This is a genomic window from Sphingomonas sp. jy18 (genome assembly GCF_056931895.1).
On sequence record NZ_JBXPBT010000004.1, the window covers coordinates 316591 to 337482 of the forward strand.

The following is a 20892-nucleotide window of genomic DNA, read 5'->3' on the forward strand; positions in this document are numbered from 1 at the left end:
GGGGCGACGCGACTACCGAACCTCCACCACCAGCTTGCCCACGGCCTTGCGGTCGCCCAGTGCGGCAATGGCTTCGCCGCCGCGCTCGAGCGGATAGGTACCGGTGACGCGCGGCGCGATCTTGCCTTCGTCCCACCAGTGGAACAGCTGCGCGATATGCGCGCGGTTGCGGTCCGGCTCGCGCATGGTGAAGGCACCCCAGAACACGCCGCACACGTCGCAGCTCTTCAGCAGGGTGAGGTTGAGCGGCAGGCGCGGGATGCCGGCGGGGAAACCGACCACCAGGAAGCGGCCTTCCCAGGCGATCGAACGCAGCGCCGGTTCGGCATAGTCGCCGCCGACCGCGTCATAGATCACGTCCGCGCCGCCGGGCCCGACCGCAGCCTTGAACTGTTCGGCCAGCGCCTTGGACTGGTCCTTGTCGAACGGCTGATGCGGATAGACGATGCAATCGTCCGCGCCCGCCTCACGCACCAGCGCGGCCTTTTCCTCGCTCGACACCGCGCCGATCACCCGTGCGCCCATCGCCTTGCCGATTTCGACCGCGGCTAGGCCGACACCGCCGGCTGCGCCCAGCACCAGCAGCGTCTCTCCTGCCTTCAGCCGGCCGCGATCGACCAGCGCGTGGATGGAGGTGCCATAGGTCATCAGCAGCGCCGATCCTTCGGCGAAGCCGAACTTTTCGGGCAGCAAATAGGCGTTGGAGGCGCGGGTCGCGACCTGCTCGGCCAGCCCGCCATTGCCGCACCCGGCGATCACCCGGTCACCCACCTTGAGGTGCGTCACGCCCTCTCCGACAGCGGCGACGATCCCCGCCACCTCGCCGCCCGGCGCGAACGGGCGCGGCGGCTTGAACTGGTAGCGATCCTCGATGATCAGCGTGTCGGGGAAGTTGATCGCGCAGGCATGCACGTCGATCACGATAGTGCCCGCATCGGCCGCAGGAGCCGGCAGATCGCCGAGGGTCAGCGTCTCGGGTCCGCCGGTGGCGGTCGACAATAATGCGCGCATCGATCTTTCTCCCATTCACATTGTCGTCATTCCCGCGAAGGCGGGAACCCATCTGATTCCATGTCAGCTGGATTCCCGCCTTCGCGGGAATGACAAGAATTGCAAGTCACGCCTGAGCCGGCACCAGCCATGGTTCCGCCGCTACCCGCCGCGCCTCATAGCCCGCGATTGCTGCATCCTCCGCAAGGGTCAGCCCGATCTCGTCGAGTCCTTCCATCAGACACATTTTGCGGAACGGATCGATGGCAAAGCTGAACCGGTCCTGGAATGGTGTCGTCACCACCTGGTTCTCAAGGTCGATGGTCACGGGCTGTCCTTCGCCGGCGACCGCCTGCAGCCGGTCGATCACCTCTTGCGGCAGCACCACGGTCAGCAATCCGTTCTTGAACGCGTTGCCAGAGAAGATGTCGGAAAAGGATGGCGCGATCACAGCCTTGATGCCGAGGTCGAGGATGGCCCAGGCGGCATGCTCGCGGCTCGATCCGCAGCCGAAATTGTCGCCGGCGATCAGGATGGTCGCCCCCGCCGCAAGGCCTGCATCGATGACATTGTCGGCATCCGCCCGCACGCTCTCGAACGCGCCCTTGCCCAGCCCCTCGCGGCTGACCGTCTTCAGCCAGCGCGCGGGAATGATGACGTCGGTATCGACATTCTTCTGCCCCCAGGGAATCGCGCTGCCGCTGATGGTGGAGACGGGGGTCATGCGGTTTCTCCTGCGTCCATTGGCGGGAGGCCAGCGCCTGTCCCGCTGTGATTGGGCCGTAGTGCGGCGCCTGTCGAAGCACGCTTGGCGGACAAGCGCCGTTCGGCAGGCGCAGGGCTACGGATCCGATCTGCCTTGGTCAAGGCAGGCCTCGGCGCAGCGGCCCGGCCCAAGTCCATCACCCTGTGCCGCGCCTGCCCCTCGACTGGTCATATATCCAGCCGCCAGTCCCACCCCAGCGGATCGCCATCCATCACCTCGACGCCCTGCGCGATAAGGCTGTCGCGCAGGGCGTCGGAGCGGGCGAAATCCTTGTCGGCCCGTGCGGCCTTGCGCTCGGCGAGGATGGCTTCGATCTCGTCCTCGGTGATGGTGGCGGATTTGGGCCGGATGCGCAGAGCGGCGCGGGTGAGGGTGAGAAGATTGAGGCCGAGGACGGTGTCAACTTTGGCGATTGTCCCAAGTCGCTCCTTGGCGTCGACCTTCTTCATGGAGAGGATCGCTTCAAGTGACGTAAGCACAACGGCTGTATTGAGATCGTTCGAGACGGCATCGTCCAACGCTGTGATCGCAGACGCTTCGACCATTTCGTTACCAGTCCGGTCGCGCAGCGTCTCCACCCCCATCACCAACCGCTTTAACCGCACGAATGCTGCCGCCAGCCCCTCCCACGAAAACTCCAGTTCGCTGCGATAGTGCGCCTGCAGGCAGAGCATCCGGTAGGCGAGCGGGTGGAAGCCCTTGTCGATCAGCAGTTGCAGCCGCAGGAACTCGCCTGACGACTTCGACATCTTCCCCGATCGTTCGACCAGGAAATTATTGTGCATCCAGATGCGCGCGCCGCTGTGTTCCGCGCAATCGAGGCTCCCGCACCCCGTCACCGCCTGGTTCTGTGCAATCTCGTTGGGGTGGTGGATTTCGCGATGGTCGATGCCGCCGGTGTGGATGTCGAACGGCAGGCCGAGCAGTTCGCGGCTCATCACCGAGCATTCGAGGTGCCAGCCCGGCGCGCCGCGGCCCCAGGGCGAATCCCACTCCATCTGCCGCGTCTCGCCCGGCGGGGTGGTGCGCCAGATGGCGAAGTCCGCGGCATGGCGCTTGCCGTCGACCGCCTCGATACGGCCTTCGCCCTCCTCGGTCACCGCGCGCGCCAGCCGGCCATAATCGGCGACGGTCGAGGTGTCGAAATAGAGGCCGCTGTCGAGCTGGTAGCAATGCTTGTCGGCAATCGATTCGGCGAAGGCAATCATCGCCGGGACATAGTCCGTGGCGATCGACCAGTGCGCCGGCTCGCGGCAATTGAGCGCGCGGAAATCGGCCCAATAGGCCTCGGTATAATGGCGTGCGATGTCCCAGATCGACTGCGCACGCTCCGCCGCCATCTTCTCCATCTTGTCCTCACCGGCGTCGGCATCGTCGGTCAGATGTCCGACATCGGTGATGTTGATCACGTGCCTGAGCTGAAAGCCCTTGAAGCTCAGCACCCGCCCCAGCGTGTCGGCGAAGATATAGGCCCGCATGTTGCCGATATGCGGATAGTTATAGACCGTCGGCCCGCAGCTATAGACGCGCGCTTCCCCGGCATGGACGGGGACGAACGGCTCGACCGTGCGGGTCAGGCCGTTGAACAGGCGCAAGGGCGCGGCGGTGGACGTATCGGTCATCCCCGCGCCCATGGCGCAAGCCGCGGCGTTGCGTCAATCGGGCGCGGACGGCTCAGCTTCGGTCTATGATGCGCGCGGCGATCAGCAGCAGCACCACCGACACGCCCTCTGCGATCATCGAGGTGCGGACGATGTCGTCGATCGGGTCCCCGAGCAGGACGCCGATGGCGCGGCCGACCAGCGCCATGGCGAACAGCGCGGCGGGCACATGCAACCATTCGGCCTTGCCCGGCGCCAGCGCGCCGACGGCGGCGGCCCCGGCCGAAACCAGGAAAAAGGCCGAAAGATCGGCGCGGACGGTGTTTTTGGCCGCCCCAGCCAGTTCAGGCAGGCCGATGGCAGCGTAGCTTGCCGGATCAATCAGCCCCATCACCCCGGTGTAGGCGAAGAATGCCGCCCAAAGCAGCACGAGACCCTTCATTATCACAGTCATCTGTCATTCCCCGAGACGCCCCTCCGGCACGAAGGCTACCCCGCCCGTCGCAACAGCGCAACGCTTCATCGATACGGCTACGTAACAAAAACTGTGTTTTGGCGGCGGTCGGCGCAGCAAAGCATCGCATTTCCGCCGATCTTCGACAGGAAACTGCGGCTTTCGCGCCGATGAACCGGCCTGTCGGCGACTGTTCATGCAACCCGCAGCCGCAAGGCCCGTTCTTGCGGCACAGGTTCCACGGATGAAAGGACTGAGCCATGAAGAAGACATTCCTGACGTTCGCCGCCGCCGCAATGCTGGTGCCGACCGTCCCCGCCATTGCCGCTGGCGGCCCCATCGCCCCGGCGGCCAGCGATTATCGCATCGACTATGGCACCACCATGCAGCATGATCGCGGTCGCCACCGCGGGCACTATGACCGCCAGGGGCGCTATTATGAGCCGCGCGTGCTGAGCCGCAACGAGCGGATCTGGCAGGACGAGCAGGGCCGCTATCGCTGCCGCCGTGGTAATGGCACCACTGGTCTGATCATCGGTGCGGCGGGCGGTGCCTTGGCCGGCCGGGCGATCGACACCCGCGGCGAGCGTACCACCGGTACCATCCTCGGCGGCGTTGCCGGCGCATTGCTGGGTCGCGAGATCGACCGTGGGTCGGCCCGCTGCCGCTAAGCCGGATGGCTGAATGAGAAAGGGCCGGAGCAGCGATGCTCCGGCCTTTTCGATGCGAAATGCCGTCGCCCCGGATCAAGTCCGGGGCGACGCGTGCCGGTTAAGCCCGCGCCAGCAGGGTCCGCGCCTGCCCGGCAAGCTGCGCCAGCATCGCCGGTAGCGGCTGCGGGGATAACCGCGCGCGATCGATGAAGTTGCGATACTGCCGCACCCGGCCCTCGTTGCGCGCCAGCCACTCGGTGACGGCCTCTTCCGGATCGCCGCCCAGCCGGGCGATGGTGTCGAGCCGCATCTGCTGGAAGTCGCGGGCGAGGCCGGCGACGAGCAGCCGTTCCCACGGGTCGCTCGGCGAAAGCTGCATTGCCGCACCCTGCGCCCAATCGAGCCCGGTGACCTGCCCCAGCATGCCGAAGGCCCCGGTCAGCTTGGTGGCATCCGCGCCCGAGCGACGCGACAGCGACACGATGCCGACCGCCCCGTCGACCTCCGCCAGATGCACGATCGCCTGCGCGAGCGACGGCGGCGTGCCTTTTTCCTCCAGCCGCCGGGCAAAGGCCCCGGCCTGTTCGCGCGCAGTCGAGCGCAGCAGCCGGTCGCTCTGCCGGTCGAGCTCGGCAATGCCGGGCGCGAGATCGGCGACGCATTGCGCCAGGCTGCGCCCGGCCACGCTGTTGCGCATCAGATCGGCCATGTGCGCGCGCAGCTCGATGGCGACCTCGCCATAGAGAGACAGGCGCACGCCCTCGTCCATCGCCTCGGTGTCGATGCGCGCCCACAGCGCGGGCAGGTCGAACAGCCGCTCGGCGACCACGAAGGCTTCAGCGACATCGGCGATGCCGACCCCTTCCTCCTCCGCCAGCTCGAACGGGTGGATCAGGCCCATGCGGTTGATCAGCCGGTTGGCGACCTTGGTGGCGACGATTTCACGGCGCAACTGGTGCGCCAATATCGCCTCGCGCTGGGTTTCGACCATTTCCGCAGGGAAGGCCGCGAGCAGCTCTGCATCCATCAGCGGATCGTCGCCAAGCCGGGACTCTTCGGCTGCGGCCTGGATGCCGAGCTTGGCGGTCGACAGGATCACCGCCAGCTCGGGCCGGGTCAGCCCGCGCTGCTCCTGCCCGCGCCGCACCAATATGTCGTTGGCGGCGAGGCCCTCGACACGCCGGTCGAGCTGGCCCGCGCCTTCGAACATCTCGATCAGCCGGATCATCGAGGGCAGGGCGGTGGCGCCGCCCTGCTCGGCGATTGAGAGGCCCAGCGCCTGCAGGCGATTGTCCTCCAGCACCAGATGCGCGACATCGTCGGTCATCCGCGCCAGCAGCTGATTGCGCGGTTCCGCGCCCAGCCGGCCTTCGCGCACCTCGTTGTTGAGCGCGATCTTGATGTTGACCTCATTGTCCGAGCAATCGACGCCGGCGCTGTTGTCGATGAAGTCGGTATTGATGCGGCCGCCGCGCAACGAAAAGGCGATGCGCGCTGCCTGGGTGATGCCCAGGTTGGCCCCTTCTCCGACGGCGCGGACGCGCAACTGCTCGGCATCGATACGCAGCCGGTCGTTGGCGGGGTCGCCGACATCGGCGTTGTTTTCCGCCGCCGCCTTCACATAGGTGCCGATGCCGCCGAACCACAGCAGGTCGGCCGGCGCCTTGAGGATGGCGGACATCAGCGCGGCCGGCTCCATGCTGTCCTCTGCCACGCCGAGCGCGGCCTGCGCTTCGGGCGAGAGCGGGATGACCTTCTGGCTGCGCGGGAACACGCCGCCACCCGGGCTGATCAGCGATGCGTCATAATCCGCCCAGCTCGACCGGGGCAGGGCGAACAGGCGCGCGCGCTCGGCCCAGCTTGCCGCCGGATCGGGCGTGGGGTCGATGAAGATGTGGCGATGATCGAAGGCGGCGACGATCTTGAGCGTCTTCGACAGCAGCATGCCGTTGCCGAACACGTCGCCGGACATGTCGCCCACACCGACGACGCTGATGCTGTCGCTCTGAACGTCGATGCCGAGTTCGCGGAAATGGCGCTGCACCGAAAGCCACGCGCCCTTGGCGGTGATGCCCATCGCCTTGTGGTCATAGCCGTTCGAGCCGCCGCTGGCGAAGGCATCGCCCAGCCAGAAATCGCGCTCCAGCGCGATGCCGTTGGCGACATCGGAGAAGGTGGCCGTGCCCTTGTCCGCCGCGACGACGAAATAGGGGTCAGGCCCGTCACGCACCACCACCGATGCCGGATGCACCACCTGGCCGGTGACGCGATTGTCGGTGATCGACAGCAGGGTGCGGATGAAGATGCGGTAACATTCGGTGCCCTCGGCCAGCCACGCATCGCGGTCCATCGCAGGATCGGGCAATTGCTTGGGGTAGAAGCCCCCCTTCGCGCCCGTCGGCACGATCACCGCATTCTTGACCCGCTGCGCCTTCATCAGGCCGAGAATTTCGGTGCGGAAGTCGTCGCGTCGGTCGGACCAGCGCAGGCCGCCGCGCGCCACCGGTCCGGCGCGCAGGTGAATGCCCTCGACCCGCGGCGAGTAAACGAAGATTTCGCGCCACGGCAGCGGCTTGGGCAGGCCGGGCACCTTCGCGCTGTCAATCTTGAAGGCCAGCGCCTCGGCTGCTGCAGGGGCAAAGGCGTTGGTGCGCAGGGTCGCTTCGATGACGGCGAGCATCAGCCTGAGGATGCGATCCTCGTCGATGGCGGCCACCGCGTCGAGCCCGGCAAGGATGTCCGCGCGCACGGCGGCAGCGCCCTCGGCGTCGTCATGACCCGGCGTGTGGAGGGCGGCGAACAGCGCGACCAGCCCGCGCGTCACCGACGGCGCGTTGCGCAGCGCGGTGACAAAGGTACCCATCGAATAGGTGACACCGGTCTGGCGCAGATAGCGGAACCAGGCGCGCAGCCAGTCGGCCTGTTGCGGATCGACCCCGGCACGCACGACCAGCTGGTTGAACAGGTCATTCTCGGCCACGCCGCGCAGCACCGCGGATATGGCGGCCTCGACGGTCGCGATGCGGGCGGTGTCGATCGCGCTGCCACCATCGGACAGGCGGAAATCGTGGATATAGCCGCCGCGTTCGTCGGTCAGCGCGGTCGGCATCTCCTCGAGCACGGTGAAGCCGAAATTCTCGAGCGTCGGCACCAGCCGGGACAGCGGCAGCGCGCCGTCGGCGCTGTAGACCTTGAGCCGCAGGCCATCGTCGGCGCCATCCGCGCCGCTGACCAGGCGGACATCGACGCGCCGTTCCTCGTCGAGATCGCGCAGGCGCAGAATATCCCGCGCGGCATCGTCCGGCGTGTGGTCGAGCCGGTAGGATTGCGGGAAGATGGGGGCATAGCGATGCGCCAGCGCGTTGGCGCGGCCTTCCTCGCCGAGCGCGGCCAGCGCCGCTTCGATGCCCGGCGCCCAGCCGCGCACCATGGCTTCGAGCTCGGCGTCGATCGCATCGGCTTCAGGCACGATGCCGCCGTCGCGCAGGTCGAGCGTGAAACGCAGCACCGCAGCGCCGCCTTCTTCCATCGCAATGCTCCAGCTCAGCAGACGCGCATGGGCGCGCTCGCGCAGCAGCGTTTCGACTGCGGTGCGCCGGCTGGTCGATACCTCGTCGCGCGGCAGCCACACGAAGGCGAACAGGTGGCGTTTGAGCGGGGAGAGGATCGCCGCATATTTGGGGCGCGGCCGGTCGGCGATCGACATGGCTGCGAGCGCGATGGATTCGAGCTGCGCGCCATCGGTGGCGATCAGCAGATCGTGTGGCAGCTGGGTCAGCACGTGTGCCAGGGCCTTGCCGGCATGGCCCGAGGGATCGAAACCGAACTTTCGGGTAAGCTCGGCGAGCGCGGTGCGCAGGATCGGCACGCGCTCCGGCGCAGTAGCCAGCGCGGCGCTGGTCCACAGGCCGCCGTGGATGGAGAGGCCGGTCAGACCGCCGTCGCCATGGATCGGGGTGATGATGACATCGATCAGAACCCGCCGGTGAACGGTGGCGATGCGGTTCGACTTGACGATCAGCGGCACGCGCCCGCCGCGCTCGAACCATTCGAAGGCGGTGGCGACAGTGCTGTCGGCGAGCAGCGGTGTCGTGTCGGAGCGGCAGATGCCGAGCTGCGCGGTCGGCGCACCGCTGCGATCGCGCTGTTCGTGACCGAGCAGTGTGAAGTTGCGGTCGAGGAACCAGCGCAACAGCGCGGTGCCTTCGCCATCGCCGAGCCGGTCGGCATCGGCCTGCATGGCCGCCTGCAGCTTGAGCCAGTCGCTGACCGCGGCGCGCACGTCGGCCAGCACCGAGGCGAGGCTGGCGAGCAGCTCGCGGCGGCCGCGCGCATCGGCGCGCTCAACCTCCATGTAGATCATCGATTCGCGGCGCTCGCCGCTCGCGTCGCGGTCGAGGATGGCGGACAATGTGCCGTCGCCATCGCGGCGGACGGCGAGCACGGGGTGGACGATGCAATCGACGGCGAGGCCGGCGGCAGCGACGGCGCCGGCGACCGAATCGACCAGGAACGGCATGTCGTCGTTGACGATGGCCAGTCGCATGCGCCGCGCAGAGCCGCTCGTGCCCATCGGTTCGAGCGCCATCACCGGCTTGCCGGGCTCGCGGACCAGACCGGTCTGCGCGACGAACTGAGCTGCGGCCTGCAGCGATTCCGCTGCATCGGCCATGGCTTCGTCAGGCAGTGCGCTGCTGTTCAATGCGCCGCAAATGGCGGTGACGATCGCGTGCGGTACAGCGGCGCGATCGGTGGTCGGAGTATCGGCTTGGGACATTGGGCACCCGTTTGCTGCGCACGCACGGACAGGACCCATCGCCGCGTCCGGACGCGGCAGCCCAGCTCCTCCCCAGCGCGTGCCTCTCTGGTGCCAGCCTATGCGCCTGTCGTCCGTGCGGCTCAACCCCGCGACGGCCGGAAAACCCAAGATGCTGTAATTTTATTGCGCGCTGCGGCGGGCGACCTGCGCCATCAGACGGGTGGTCTGCACACTGCCTTCGGCCTCGGCCGCGACAATGGCGAGCGAGCCGTCCGCTTCGCGCCGGACAAGCAGCGCCAGATAGGCGCCGTCGGGTGCATCGGGCCAGTCGACGGTGCCGAGCGGGGCAAGCCCGCTGAGCACGCAGACCGGATCGACCGCAGGCGCCACCGGGCGGGCGGCGCGTTGGGCGGCGCGAATATCCTTGAGCAGTGCTTTCAGGCCACCCGCATAGCCCGACAGATAGCCGGGCAGCGCGGCCGGAGCGATGTCCTCGCGCTGGGCATGGCCCAGCACGGCCGCATATTCGGCGAGCCGCGTCTTGTCGTGATTGACCCCGAACACCAGCTTGACCACCGGGGTCAGCGGCGCGCGCGGGTTGGTCTGGATGCCGGCCTCGTCGAGCAGTTCGGCATAATCCTCGGGTGCTTCGGCGGCGGCGCGCGCAAAGCCCCAAGCGCGGCCGATTGCCTGATAGAGCGCGCTGTGGCCGCGGGCATTGGCCTGCTGGGCGTTGTCTGCAAGCATCCGCGCGGCGGCCAGCCAGTCGGCGAGGCTCGACGGCTCCTCTTCCAGCGCGGCCAGCGTATCGAGCTGCAGCGTATCGTCGAGGTCGAGCACGTCTTCCTCGACCATCGGGGCGAGCCGCGGGCGCACCAGCGCGGCGAGCGACGGGGTGGGCAGCGGCATCAGCGATTCCGCATCGCTGTCATCCACCGTCTCGGCATCGTCGCTCCAGACCGGCAGGGTCGGGCGCTGGTGCGGTGCGGCAGCGGATGCGGCGGCCATTTCCTCGGCGATGGCTTCGACCAGCGCCGGCTCGGCCGCGCGCTTCCAGTTGATCACGCCCAGGATGAAGTCGATGGTGTCGTCATCGGACGAGAAGGGCAGCAGTACGCCGCGATAGAGGATGGTCGCGCCGTCGCCATCGACGAACTCGGCCTCGAAGCCGATCGGGGCGCGGTTGGCGATGATCTGCAGATAATGGTCGGTCAGCCGCGACAGCAGCGAGCGGCGCGGTACATCCGCGATATAATGCACGCTCTCGTCGAGCTTGCATTCGCGCGCCAGCGCTGGGCCGACGAAGCCGAGCGCGGGATTTTCGATGCCCGAGGTGAAATCGAGCAGCACGGCGTTGGGGCCGAAATCGCCGAGATCGTCGAGATCGAGCGATTCGATCGAGGGAAAGGACCGGCCATCGAGCAGCCGCGCCCAATGATTGTAGGCGCGCACATGCATGCGCCGCTCGTCGTGCCCGACGACAGTCGGCGTTTCTATGCCATGGCTGTCGGCAGACCCGCTGTCGTCATTGCCATAGCTGCTGCGCTGCGTGTCCATGTGGCGGTGGCCCCGTTATTACTCCCGGGGACCATGGCGCAAAAGCGGTAAACAGCCGGTTAAACATGCCGTGCATCGCGGAGGCACCGGTTACAAAATCGCAATTTCCTGCAGCAGTGCCTCCACATCGCGCGCGGTCTGGTAGAGGCCGAAGCCGATACGCAGCACATCCCCGCGCACGTCGGTAACGATGTCGCGTGCCAGCAGCGCCACCTGCCAGCGCGCGGCATCCGGGTGGCGGAAGGCGAGGAAGCGCGCCTGCGGCTGGCCTGGCGCGGCGGGGTTGAGCAGCTCCGCCTCTGCCAGCGGCCCGCGCAAGCCGCCCAGCAATTGCGCCTTCAAGGCATCGGCATGCGCGCTGATCGCCGCCGTATCCAGCCCTTCGCCCGCCAGCATGTCGCGCACCGCGACGAAGCGGTAGAGGCCGGAAGGGTCGAAGGTCGAGCCGAGGAACCGCCGCGCATCGGGCGCGTAGCCGACCGCGCCGGGCGGCGCCGCCAGGTCGTCGAACTCGGCATACCATCCCGTATTCACCGGGCGCGGTGCAAAGCCCGGCGGGCAGTGGAGGAACGCCACCCCTTCGCCCGCCATCGCATATTTATAGCCGCCGGCGGTGTAGAACAGCCGCGATGCGTGCGCCGACAGGTCGGTCTCCACCGCCATGAAGCCATGATAGCCGTCGATCAGCACCCATGGGCCGTCGGGATGCGCCAGCGCGGCGAGCGGCGCCGGGTCCCCCAGCAGCGCCCCGCTGGCAAAGCCGACCTGACTGGCAACGATGAGATGCGGCGAGAAGCCCTGCGCCGCCTCCGCCATCCGCGCGGCCAGACCCGGCCCGGCGGCCACCGTCTCGACCACCGCTTCCCCCGCCTCCACCCAGCGCGCGGCCTGGCGGCGGAAGCTGTGAAACTCGCCATCGCTGGCGAGGATGCGCAACGGGCGGCCGGGGATGGCGGAGGCAATGCGCAGCAGGAAATCATGTGTGTTGGGCGCAAAGACGATGGTGGACGGATCGGGCAGGTGCAGCTCTGCGGCGACATGGGCTTGCGCCGCCGGCCACAGCTCGTCCATCACCCGCCCCCATTTGCGATCGGCGAGCCGCGCCGCATCCTGCCAGGCGGCGATCTGCCCGACGTAAGACGCATCCGGCCACAGATGATGGCTGTGCGCGGCGAAGTGCAGCCGGTCCGGCGCGGCGGCGAGGCTGCGCTGGAACAGATGCCTGTAATCGCCGGCGCTCACAGCATCGTCCTCAGCGACCACAATTCGGGGAAGGCGCGCTTGGAGAGGGTGGATTGCAAATAGGGCACGCCCGCCGTGCCGCCCGTTCCGCGCTTGCCGCCGATGATGCGGCTGACGGTCAGCACATGGCGGTGCCGCCAGCTTGCCATGGCATCGTCGATATCGACCAGCTTCTCGGCGAGCTGGTAGAGCGGCCAGTGGGTCTCGGGATCGCGATAGACCGCCGCCCACGCCGCCTCGACCTCGCCGCTCGGCCGATAGGGCGTCGGCCAGTCGCGTGCCAGCGCCGCCCGGGGCACGGCAAAGCCCGCGCGCGCGAGCGCCGCATTGGCCTCGTCCCACAGACTCGGCAGCGCGGCGGCGGCCAGCGTCTGCTCGCCCAGATACGGCCCCTCGCGCACGCCCAGCATCACCTCGACCGTGCGGAACTGGTCCGACTGGAAGCCGCTGCTCGTCCCCAGCACATGGCGGAAGCGGGTGTAGTCTGACGGGGTCATGGTGGTCAGCACGTCCCAGCTCAGCGTCATCACCGCCTGGATGCGGCTGACGCGGGCGAGGCCCTTGTACGCTTCGACCAGCCGGTCCCCGCGCACCATCTCCAGCGCCTGGGTCAGCTCGGCGATGGTCTGCTTCAGCCACAATTCCTTGGTCTGGTGGATGACGATGAACAGCAGCTCGTCATGCAAATCCGACTGCGGATGCTGCGCGCCGAGAATGGCGTCGAGGCTGAGGTAGCGGTCGTAAGTGATGTCGGTCATGCGGCGGGGTGTAGCGCCGGGGGATGGGAGCGGCAAACGCCAAGCGCGCTCCCGGCACGGTGAGGGGGACCACCCGAAGGGTGGTGGAGGGGTGCACGCGCCGGATCGCATCGCCCTGCGTGGTTCCACCCGAGACAAGGGCTCGCACAAAGCCACGAAGACACAAAGACGGGCAACGGCGCGCAAGCCCCCGCATTGATGAAGCGGTGAAGGAGCAACACGGCGTCCACCCCAACCTTCGTTTTGTGGCTTCGTGGCTTCGTGCGAATCTATTTCACGCAGAGGCGCGGAGAGTCCGCTAAGGCACTGCCCCGCCCCGCCCCGCCCCCGCCCCGCAGGCGCCCGGCCAATGGCGCCAGCGCGTCCCCCGCTCGCTACACGAAAAGCTGAAGATCGTCGCGGCGCGGGAGGGGGTTTCTCTAAACGCCTATGTGGCGAATCGGGCAAGATTGTGATAACCTAGAAGTCATCTAAAAAGCTGCGGAGACTTTAGATGACATGTGAGCAAGCAATTACGCGTAGGACTGCTCTTGCGGCCGGTCTAGCAGCTACCACGGTAGGGTGTAATAATAGCAATCCAGGTGCCAATGGCGATGCCTTAGATGATATTGTGGCATCACCGCTCTGGATAGCCGGTGGCGTTTTCATAACGCTTGCCCCTTTAGCGCTTCCACTCGCGGCTGTTGCAGCGAAAAGAATTGGATTGGGCATTTTGGCGAATTTTTTACGCAGCAGAAACGCCTATAATCTGGTTGATTTTGCTGACAATATTCAGAATGCGATTGAGCTTTTCGTAAATACTAGGTCTATAATTCACGCCAAACCGGCGGACTATTCGGTACCTAGACCATTTTTGGCGAGTCCATCAACAAATGTGAACGAATTCGATTTCGTTCCAATAATGAATATGAGTAGCAACATAAAAACAGATATTATCAATGATCGAAGAGTAAGGTATGGTGAATATAGCATTCTTACTTGTATAGGGCGTGTTCAGGACGGACCGCCTCGTACATACGCTGAGGCACTAGGTGATGGCGATCTCCCCCATGCCTATGTGACACCTGCCCCGGATGGCAGCTATAGCGGAGACTTGCCTGTTACATTTCGATCGCCCGGTGCTTTTGTGCCTTATTGTTGGCTGGCGCCTAGGGGGCAAATGCCTACCGATGATCAGATAGCGTCTGAGCCTTTCATTGGAGCGCCGTTTATCGTTACAGATGACTTAGATTACAATATTGATACAAATTCCCCGTTGGAGGATGGCGGCGTGGTTGCTAAGTTTCATTTGCCGAATTTGGTCTAAGATATTTCGGTCCGAATCTCGGGAACTCTGAAGCCGCGACATCAGGAATTTTGGGGACGCTCTACCATATATTTGCCCTCACCCCTCCCGCGCCACCTGAAACCCCGCAAAGCTCTGGCTCACCGGCATCAGCTCCAGCGTGTTGATGTTGAGGTGCGGCGGGGCTTCGGCGACCCAGCGGATGGTTTCGGCGATGTCTTCTGCCGTCATCGGGTTGGCGCCGCCGTAGAGTGCGTCTGACGCGGCTTTGTTGCCGCCGGTTCGCACGACAGTGAATTCGGTTTCGACCATGCCGGGCTCGATCGAGCAGACGCGCACGCCGGTGCCGTGCAGGTCGCTGCGCAGGCCCAGACTGAACTGGCGGACGAAGGCCTTGGTGCCGCCATAGGTGTTGCCGCCGGTATAGGGATAGGTGGCGGCGACCGAGGAGAGGTTGATGATCGCGCCGCGCCGCTCGACCAGGCCGGGCAGCAGCCGGTGGGTCAGCGCGACCAGGCCGGTGATGTTGGTGTCGATCATCTGCCGCCACTGGTCGAGATCGGCCTTCTGCGCCGGCGCGGTGCCCAGCGCCAGACCGGCGTTGTTGACCAGCAGGTCGACCGCGTCGAACGGCCCGGGCAGGCTGGAGATGGCCGCATCGAAACTGTCGGCATCGCGCATGTCGAGGGTGAGGGGGTGGAAGATGTCTGCGCCCAGTTCCGCCGCCAGCGCCGCCAGCCGCTCCTGCCGCCGACCGGTGCCGACAACCCGCCACCCCCGTGAGGCGAGCAGCCGCGCGGTCGCGGCGCCGATGCCTGCGGTGGCTCCGGTGATGAGGGCGGTTCTGGTCATGGAAGGCTCCGGTCGTTGGTTCTTGCTGTCCTCTAGCCGTGCATCCTCAGCTTGTCGAAGGACTGTCCTGCCACCTTCACGCGATGAAGAAGGCGGGTCGCGCCAAGCCGCCAAGCCGCCAAGAAGAAAGCGAGATGGTTTCCGGCGCTCCCCCTTGGCGATCTTGGCGGCTTGGCGCGAACCCTTTGGAACGCGTGCCCACACCGCAACCTTTCCGCTTGAAACCCCGCCCAGCCCCCCGCATGGAAGGCGCATCGTTTCGGGGGATACGCCATGCTCAAACGCCTCATCGCCGCCGCCGCGCTGTGCTCGCTCGCGCCTGCGCAGGCTCAGGATGCGGCGCATCAGGTACAGGCGCGGGCGATCCTCGAGCGGCTGGTGGCGTTCCGCAGCGCCGAAGGGCAGGGGCAGGTGCCGGCGATGGCGGCGTGGATCGCCGACTATCTGCGCGCCGCGGGCGTGCCCGATGCCGACATCGTCACCATCCCATCGGGCGAGACTGTCGCGATGCTGGTGCGCATCCCAGGCAGCGATACGGCCGCGCGGCCCATCCTGTTTTCCGCGCACATGGACGTGGTCGATGCCCGGCCCGAGGACTGGGAGCGCAGCCCGTTCACGCTCGTAGAGGAGAATGGCTATTTCTTCGGGCGCGGGGTGGAGGACAACAAGACCGGGGTGACCGCGCTCGTCTCCACCATCGCCCGGATGGTGCGCGATGGCGAGCAGCCGCGCCGCACGCTCGTCTTCGCCTTTGTCGGCGACGAGGAGACCGAGCAGGAGAGCACTGTTCTGATCGCCCGGCACGCATGGGTGCGCGGGGCGGAATATGCCATCAATACCGATGCCGGCGGCGGCGCTCTCTCTGCCGAGGGTCGGCCGCTCGCCTATTTCGTGCAGGTGGCGGAAAAGAGCTACGCCAGCTTCCGCATCACCGCGCGCAACCCCGGCGGGCACAGCAGCGTGCCGCGCGCGGACAATGCCATCTACGATCTGGCGGTGGCCTTGCTGCGCATCCAGGCGCATCAGTGGCCGGTCGAGGTCAATGATCTGACACGCGGCTTCCTCGCCGCCTCCGGGCGGGTGGAAAGCGGCAGCATAGCCGGCGCGTTGACCCGCTTTGCTGCCGATCCCGCCGATGCCGCGGCGCTGGCGGAAATCCGCGCGACGCCCGATTATGCCAACATGGTCGCCACCACCTGTGTCGCGACGATGCTCAGCGCCGGCCATGCCGAAAATGCGCTGCCGCAGCGCGCCGAGGCGACGGTCAATTGCCGCATTTTCCCCGGCGCGCCCCGCGATGGCGTGCAGGCGGAGCTGGCGCGGCTGGCGGGCGATGGCCTGTCGGTCGAGTTGATCGGCGATTTTCCGCAAGGGCAGATGTCGCCGCTGCGCGACGATGTCGCCGCCGCCATCACCGCATCGGTGCAGGCGCGCTACCCGGGTGTGCCTGTCGCCCCCAGCATGAGCGCGGGCGCGACCGATGCACTGATCTATACCAATGCGGGCATCCCCACCTATGGCACCTCGGGCATCTTCGCAGCAGGCAGCGAGGGCTTTGCCCATGGCCTCAACGAAAAGATCCGCGTGCCGAGCTTTTACGCAGCGGTCGATCATGTCCACGATCTCGCGCTGGCGCTGAGCCGCTGACCATGGCGCGCGACGATCTCCACGCCGACACCGCAGTCGACCCCGACGCCGACTGGAGCCTTCCGGGCTGGCTCTATCATGACGCGGAATATCATGCGCTCGAGATGGAGCGGGTGATCCGCCCGGCGTGGCAAATCGTCTGCCATGACAGCGATATTCCGAAGGCGGGCGACTGGCGGACACTGGAGCTGCTGGGCGAGAGCATCATCGTTCTGCGCGGCGCGGATGGCGTTGTCCGCGCCTTTGCCAACACCTGCCGCCACCGGGCGATGCGTCTCGTGGATGGCGATGCGGGCTGCGCCAGGAAGCTGGTCTGCTCCTATCATGCCTGGGTCTATGAGCTCGACGGGCGCCTTTCCGGCGTGCCGATGAAGGCGGATTATCCGGCGCTCGACATGGCCACCAACGGCCTCATCCCCATCGACATCGACCAGTGGCAGGGCTTTCTCTTCGTCCGCCTGTCGAACGACGGCGGCCCATCGGTCGCGGAGATGATGGCGCCGGCCGAAGCCGAAATCGCGCCCTACCGTTTTGCGGAGATGCAGCCGATCGGCACCCCCTGGGCGCGGCCGCGCCGCGTCAACTGGAAGAATGTGGGGGACAATTATTCGGACAATCTGCACATTCCGGTGGCGCATGACGGGCTGACGCGATTGTTCGGCAAAAGCTACCGCATCTCCGCGCACGGTTGGGTCGACCGGATGTCGGGGGAATTGCAGGACGGGGTGTCCGCCAATCTGTGGGAGCGATTCTACCAGGCGCATCTGCCGCACGTCGACCATCTGCCGGCCGAAGCGCAGCGGCGCTGGCTCTATTTCAAGCTGTGGCCGAACATGGCGTTCGACATCTATGCCGACCAGATCGATTTCATGCACTGGGTGCCGACATCGCCGACCACCTGTCTGCTGCGCGTCGCGGCCTATGCGCTGCCGGATGCGCGGCGGGAGATGAAGCTGGTGCGCTACGCCAATGACCGGATCAACCGTGTGGTCAACGCCGAGGACACCTGGCTGATCGAGCGGGTGCAGCGCGGCATGGAGGGCGGCCACTATAGCGCCGGGCCGATCGGCCGCAGCGAGGTGTGCCTGCGCAATTTTGCGGGGCGGATACGCAATTTGATCCCCGAAGCACGGCTGCATCATGCGCCGGCGGCGGGGTGGAGCAAGGGACGGGCATGACCAAATCCTACGACGCGCTGATCATCGGCGGGGGGCATAACGGCCTCGTCTGCGCTTTCTACCTGGCGCGCAGCGGCATGAAGGTGCGCGTGCTCGAACGGCGCGACGTGATCGGCGGCGCTTGCGTGACCGAGGAATTTCACCCCGGTTTCCGCAACTCGACCGCGAGCTACACGGTCAGCCTGCTCAGGCCCAAGGTGATCAGGGACATGCGGCTGCACGAGCGCGGCTGGCGGATCATCGAACGGACGATCAGCAATTTCTTCCCGCATGAGGACGGCTATCTCAAGCTCGGCGGCGGCACTGCGCGCACGCAGGCCGAGTTCGCGCGCTTCAGCCAAAAAGATGCGGACATCTTCCCCGCTTATGAAGAGGCGCTGGAACGCGTCGCCGAGGTGCTGCGCGACATGGCGCTGAAGACCCCGCCCAATGTCGGCGGCGGCCTGCGGGCGCTCATCGCAGCGGCAGCGCAAGGCAAGCGCCTTGCGGCGATGGACATCGAGGCGCAGCGCGACGTGATGGACCTGTTCGTCAAATCGGCGCGCGGTTTCCTCGACCGCTGGTACGAGAATGACTTCATCAAGGCGGCGTTCGGCTTCGACGCGGTGGTCGGCAACTATGCGTCCCCCGACACGCCGGGCAGCGCCTATGTGCTGCTCCACCATGTGTTCGGCGAGATCAACGGCAAGAAGGGCATGTGGGGCCACAGCGTCGGCGGCATGGGCGCCATCACGCGCTACATGGCCGAAGCGTGCGTCGAGGCGGGGGTAGAGATCAGCCTCGAAAGCCCCGTTGCCAAGGTGCTGGTCGATGGCAAGCGGGCAGTCGGCGTCAAACTGGAGAGTGGCGAGGAGATTGCCGCGCCGGTGATCGCCGCCAATGTCGGCCCGGCTTTGCTCTATCGCCAGCTGGTCGAGCGCAGCGACATGCCCGAAGCCTTCGCGCGGCGGATGGACGGCTACAAGACCGGCAGCGGCACCTTCCGCATGAATGTCGCGCTGTCCGAACTGCCTGATTTCACCGTGCTGCCGGGCAAGTCGATGGCCGAGCATCATACCTGCGGCATCATCATTTCTCCCACGCTCGATTATATGGACAAGGCGTTCACCGACGCGCGGGCCAAGGGCTGGTCGGACGCGCCGATCGTCGAGATGAAGCTGCCGACGAGCGTCGATGACAGCCTCGCCCCGCCGGGCCAGCATATCGCCAGCCTGTTCTGCCAGCAGTTCGCACCGGTGCTGCCCGATGGCCGTTCATGGGACGACGAGCGCGAGAAGGCGGCGGAGGTGATCATCGACACAGTGACGCAGCACGCGCCCAATTTCCGTTCGTCGATCATCGCCACGCAGATCCATTCGCCCAAGGATCTGGAGCGCAAATTCGGGCTGATCGATGGCGACATCATGCACGGCCATCTGACGCTCGACCAGATGTGGTCGGCGCGGCCGGTGCTGGGCCACGGCGATTATCGCGCGCCGATATCGGGTCTCTACATGTGCGGATCGGGCACGCATCCCGGCGGCGGCGTGACCGGCGCGCCGGGGCATAATGCGGCGCAGGAGATATTACGGGATCGGAGTTTCGTAGGGCGGTTGTTTGGGTGATGCAGGAAAAGCCATTTACCTTTCAGCCACGTTGGAAAGAGGAATTGGTCGTGACCGGCCAAGGAGGCGCTTTTGTGCTGGAGCTACCGATGGGCATCCTCTCGGTCTATCTTCCGACGGAGGGACGGTGGGCCGAGGCAGCACCGATCTGGGCTCGCGATCAGTGGGTACAGCTCCGGGCTGAACTGCTGACCTGGTGCGCAGACAACAACGCTCAATTTCATGAAGACCCGGCAGCTTCAGTTTATTGCGACTGAGTCCTCGACTGGCCCCGCAACCAATAGAGTGGCAGCGCCGTCAGCATCAAGCCCAGACTCAGCGCGCTGACCTCTATCCCCGCGCCGACCATCGCGACGAGCGAGAAAGCGAGCCCTGCCCCCGCCGCAACCACCGCCACGCGCCGCACCAGCGCGGCGATGCAGATGGCCGCGAACAGCCACAGCGAGGCCGAGGTCGTCAGCAGGGCAACGAAGGTGAAGACGCCGCCCAATGTCGGGCTGCTGGTCGAGAGCACCAGCAGGCTGGCCAGCACGGAGGAGGCGAGGAGCAAGCGCACCGGCACGTCGCGTGCGCCGGTCTTGGCCAGCCACGCGGGCAGCAATCCGGCGCGGGCCATGCCGAGCGGGACTTCGCCCTGCAGCAGCACCCAGCCGTTCAATGCGCCGATGGCGGCAATCGCGGCGAAGGCGGCAACCGCATAGCCGGCGCTCGCCCCGGCCCAGGTGCGGATGAACAGCTCGAACGGCGCGCTGGACGCGGCAAGCTGGTCTGCCGGCAGGGTCAGCGCGATGCCGGAGCAGACGATGATGTAGAACAGGCCGGTCAGCGTCGTGCCGATCATCGTCGCCCGCATGATGGTGCGGGCGGGGTCACGGACGCGCTCGGCGGCGATCCCCGCGCATTCGAAGCCGAGCAGCGGGAACAGGGTGAGGGTGACCGCAGCGAACAGTCCGGCAGTCCAGCCATCGCCGGCGGGTAGCGGCGGCAGCGGGGCCTGTCCGGTCGGGACGATCACGGCGAGGATGATGGCGACGGCGATCAGCGGCAGCAGTTTGAGGATGGTGGTCAGCACCTGGAAGCGCCCTGCCGCCGCCGCGCCCGCCAGATTGAGCGCGGTCAGGCACCAGAGGATGGCGACGGCGGTCATCGCCCCGGTCAGCGGGGTGGCATCGAGCGCGGGGAAGAAAACGCTGAGATAGCTCGCCGCCGCGATGGCAATGGCGGCGACGGCGGCCCACACCGATACCCAATAGCTCCAGCCGACCAGCAGACCGGGAATCGGGCCCAATATCGCGCCGCAGATGGCGACGATGCCGCTTTCCTGCGGCATCGCCTGTGTCAGCCGGGCAATGGCAAAGGCGATGCACAGCGCGCCGGCAATGCTGATCGCCCATGCCAGCACCCCCGTCCAGCCATAGGGCGCGATGGAGACGGGCAGCAGGAATATGCCCGACCCGATCATTCCGCCGACGATCAGGGCGGTGGCGGTCCAGAAGCCGAACGGGCGCTCTGCGGTGTCGGTCATGCTCTTATCCCCCCAGGGTCC

16 protein-coding genes and 1 pseudogene are annotated in these 20892 nt (G+C 66.5%); 7 read left to right on the forward strand and 10 right to left on the reverse strand.

The genetic code is table 11. The features are described 5' to 3' along the window. Positions 1–12 precede the first annotated feature (12 nt). The 4 genes from AC0QC4_RS12335 to AC0QC4_RS12350 all read right to left on the reverse strand — a co-directional run bounded on the left by AC0QC4_RS12335 (position 13) and on the right by AC0QC4_RS12350 (position 3811). Positions 13–1011: an NADPH:quinone oxidoreductase family protein gene (locus AC0QC4_RS12335; RefSeq protein ID WP_483660198.1), complete on the reverse strand. Its 999-nt coding sequence runs from the start codon at positions 1009–1011 to the stop codon at positions 13–15. Positions 1012–1117: 106 nt separating this feature from the next. Continuing rightward, positions 1118–1714 carry a 3-isopropylmalate dehydratase small subunit gene (gene leuD, locus AC0QC4_RS12340; RefSeq protein WP_483660199.1) on the reverse strand — a complete coding sequence of 199 codons (597 nt, stop codon included), beginning with the start codon at positions 1712–1714 and terminating at the stop codon, positions 1118–1120. A gap of 209 nt (positions 1715–1923) precedes the next feature. Next, positions 1924–3378, reverse strand: a complete 1455-nt coding sequence (gene cysS / locus AC0QC4_RS12345) for a cysteine--tRNA ligase (RefSeq protein WP_483660200.1) — start codon at positions 3376–3378, stop codon at positions 1924–1926. A 52-nt stretch (positions 3379–3430) separates the two neighbouring features. After that, a complete protein-coding gene (locus AC0QC4_RS12350; RefSeq protein ID WP_483660201.1) occupies positions 3431–3811 on the reverse strand; it encodes a hypothetical protein in 381 nt (126 codons plus the stop codon). 260 nt (positions 3812–4071) lie between these two features. On the opposite strand from AC0QC4_RS12350, the gene AC0QC4_RS12355 reads away from it, so the two are divergent. Next, positions 4072–4482, forward strand: a complete 411-nt coding sequence (locus tag AC0QC4_RS12355; RefSeq protein WP_483660202.1) for a glycine zipper 2TM domain-containing protein — start codon at positions 4072–4074, stop codon at positions 4480–4482. 100 nt (positions 4483–4582) lie between these two features. On the opposite strand, the gene AC0QC4_RS12360 is transcribed toward AC0QC4_RS12355, so the two are convergent. From AC0QC4_RS12360 to AC0QC4_RS12375, 4 genes are all read right to left on the reverse strand, one after another. Beyond that, positions 4583–9241, reverse strand: coding sequence for an NAD-glutamate dehydrogenase (locus AC0QC4_RS12360; protein WP_483660203.1), 4659 nt, complete (start codon positions 9239–9241; stop codon positions 4583–4585). 162 nt (positions 9242–9403) lie between these two features. Further along, positions 9404–10780, reverse strand: a complete 1377-nt coding sequence (locus AC0QC4_RS12365; protein ID WP_483660204.1) for a PAS domain-containing protein — start codon at positions 10778–10780, stop codon at positions 9404–9406. A 90-nt stretch (positions 10781–10870) separates the two neighbouring features. Then, positions 10871–12022, reverse strand: coding sequence for a kynureninase/PvdN C-terminal domain-containing protein (locus AC0QC4_RS12370; protein ID WP_483660205.1), 1152 nt, complete (start codon positions 12020–12022; stop codon positions 10871–10873). Beyond that, positions 12019–12780, reverse strand: a complete 762-nt coding sequence (locus AC0QC4_RS12375) for a tryptophan 2,3-dioxygenase (RefSeq protein ID WP_483660206.1) — start codon at positions 12778–12780, stop codon at positions 12019–12021. The genes AC0QC4_RS12370 and AC0QC4_RS12375 overlap by 4 nt, the downstream gene beginning before the upstream one ends. Before the next feature lie 368 nt (positions 12781–13148). On the opposite strand from AC0QC4_RS12375, the pseudogene AC0QC4_RS12380 reads away from it, so the two are divergent. Together AC0QC4_RS12380 and AC0QC4_RS12385 are read left to right on the forward strand one after the other, a co-directional pair. Beyond that, positions 13149–13235, forward strand: a pseudogene (locus AC0QC4_RS12380) (toxin-antitoxin system HicB family antitoxin); the annotation flags it as partial. Positions 13236–13273: 38 nt separating this feature from the next. Then, positions 13274–14086, forward strand: coding sequence for a hypothetical protein (locus AC0QC4_RS12385; RefSeq protein ID WP_483660207.1), 813 nt, complete (start codon positions 13274–13276; stop codon positions 14084–14086). A 78-nt stretch (positions 14087–14164) separates the two neighbouring features. On the opposite strand, the gene AC0QC4_RS12390 is transcribed toward AC0QC4_RS12385, so the two are convergent. Continuing rightward, positions 14165–14917 carry an SDR family NAD(P)-dependent oxidoreductase gene (locus AC0QC4_RS12390; protein ID WP_483660208.1) on the reverse strand — a complete coding sequence of 251 codons (753 nt, stop codon included), beginning with the start codon at positions 14915–14917 and terminating at the stop codon, positions 14165–14167. A gap of 273 nt (positions 14918–15190) precedes the next feature. Between AC0QC4_RS12390 and AC0QC4_RS12395 the strand changes: the two genes are divergently transcribed. Genes AC0QC4_RS12395 through AC0QC4_RS12410 form a run of 4 tightly spaced genes read left to right on the forward strand, consistent with a single transcriptional unit; the run spans position 15191 to position 19603 of the window. Further along, positions 15191–16564: a M20/M25/M40 family metallo-hydrolase gene (locus AC0QC4_RS12395; protein WP_483660209.1), complete on the forward strand. Its 1374-nt coding sequence runs from the start codon at positions 15191–15193 to the stop codon at positions 16562–16564. Positions 16565–16566: 2 nt separating this feature from the next. After that, entirely contained in the window at positions 16567–17742 is a 1176-nt protein-coding gene (locus AC0QC4_RS12400; RefSeq protein ID WP_483660210.1) for an aromatic ring-hydroxylating oxygenase subunit alpha, read from the forward strand. Next, the gene (locus AC0QC4_RS12405) at positions 17739–19346 is read left to right on the forward strand and encodes a phytoene desaturase family protein (protein WP_483660211.1); all 1608 of its coding nucleotides are present in this window, start codon (positions 17739–17741) and stop codon (positions 19344–19346) included. Before AC0QC4_RS12400 ends, AC0QC4_RS12405 begins: the two co-directional genes overlap by 4 nt. Then, positions 19343–19603: a hypothetical protein gene (locus AC0QC4_RS12410; RefSeq protein ID WP_483660212.1), complete on the forward strand. Its 261-nt coding sequence runs from the start codon at positions 19343–19345 to the stop codon at positions 19601–19603. Before AC0QC4_RS12405 ends, AC0QC4_RS12410 begins: the two co-directional genes overlap by 4 nt. Here the strand turns inward: AC0QC4_RS12410 and AC0QC4_RS12415 are convergent. Further along, positions 19591–20871 (reverse strand): APC family permease, encoded by a 1281-nt coding sequence (locus AC0QC4_RS12415; RefSeq protein WP_483660213.1) that lies wholly within the window; start codon positions 20869–20871, stop codon positions 19591–19593. The genes AC0QC4_RS12410 and AC0QC4_RS12415 overlap by 13 nt on opposite strands. Between the last annotated feature and the right edge of the window lie 21 nt (positions 20872–20892).

Excerpts from the sequence above, each read along its gene's own strand:
- AC0QC4_RS12335 (WP_483660198.1), bottom strand. The coding sequence starts at position 1,011 with ATGCGCGCATTATTGTCGACCGCCACCGGCGGACCCGAGACGCTGACC.
- leuD (WP_483660199.1), bottom strand. The coding sequence starts at position 1,714 with ATGACCCCCGTCTCCACCATCAGCGGCAGCGCGATTCCCTGGGGGCAG.
- cysS (WP_483660200.1), bottom strand. The coding sequence starts at position 3,378 with ATGACCGATACGTCCACCGCCGCGCCCTTGCGCCTGTTCAACGGCCTG.
- AC0QC4_RS12350 (WP_483660201.1), bottom strand. The coding sequence starts at position 3,811 with ATGACTGTGATAATGAAGGGTCTCGTGCTGCTTTGGGCGGCATTCTTC.
- AC0QC4_RS12355 (WP_483660202.1), top strand. The coding sequence starts at position 4,072 with ATGAAGAAGACATTCCTGACGTTCGCCGCCGCCGCAATGCTGGTGCCG.
- AC0QC4_RS12360 (WP_483660203.1), bottom strand. The coding sequence starts at position 9,241 with ATGTCCCAAGCCGATACTCCGACCACCGATCGCGCCGCTGTACCGCAC.
- AC0QC4_RS12365 (WP_483660204.1), bottom strand. The coding sequence starts at position 10,780 with ATGGACACGCAGCGCAGCAGCTATGGCAATGACGACAGCGGGTCTGCC.
- AC0QC4_RS12375 (WP_483660206.1), bottom strand. The coding sequence starts at position 12,780 with ATGACCGACATCACTTACGACCGCTACCTCAGCCTCGACGCCATTCTC.
- AC0QC4_RS12385 (WP_483660207.1), top strand. The coding sequence starts at position 13,274 with ATGACATGTGAGCAAGCAATTACGCGTAGGACTGCTCTTGCGGCCGGT.
- AC0QC4_RS12390 (WP_483660208.1), bottom strand. The coding sequence starts at position 14,917 with ATGACCAGAACCGCCCTCATCACCGGAGCCACCGCAGGCATCGGCGCC.
- AC0QC4_RS12395 (WP_483660209.1), top strand. The coding sequence starts at position 15,191 with ATGCTCAAACGCCTCATCGCCGCCGCCGCGCTGTGCTCGCTCGCGCCT.
- AC0QC4_RS12400 (WP_483660210.1), top strand. The coding sequence starts at position 16,567 with ATGGCGCGCGACGATCTCCACGCCGACACCGCAGTCGACCCCGACGCC.
- AC0QC4_RS12405 (WP_483660211.1), top strand. The coding sequence starts at position 17,739 with ATGACCAAATCCTACGACGCGCTGATCATCGGCGGGGGGCATAACGGC.
- AC0QC4_RS12415 (WP_483660213.1), bottom strand. The coding sequence starts at position 20,871 with ATGACCGACACCGCAGAGCGCCCGTTCGGCTTCTGGACCGCCACCGCC.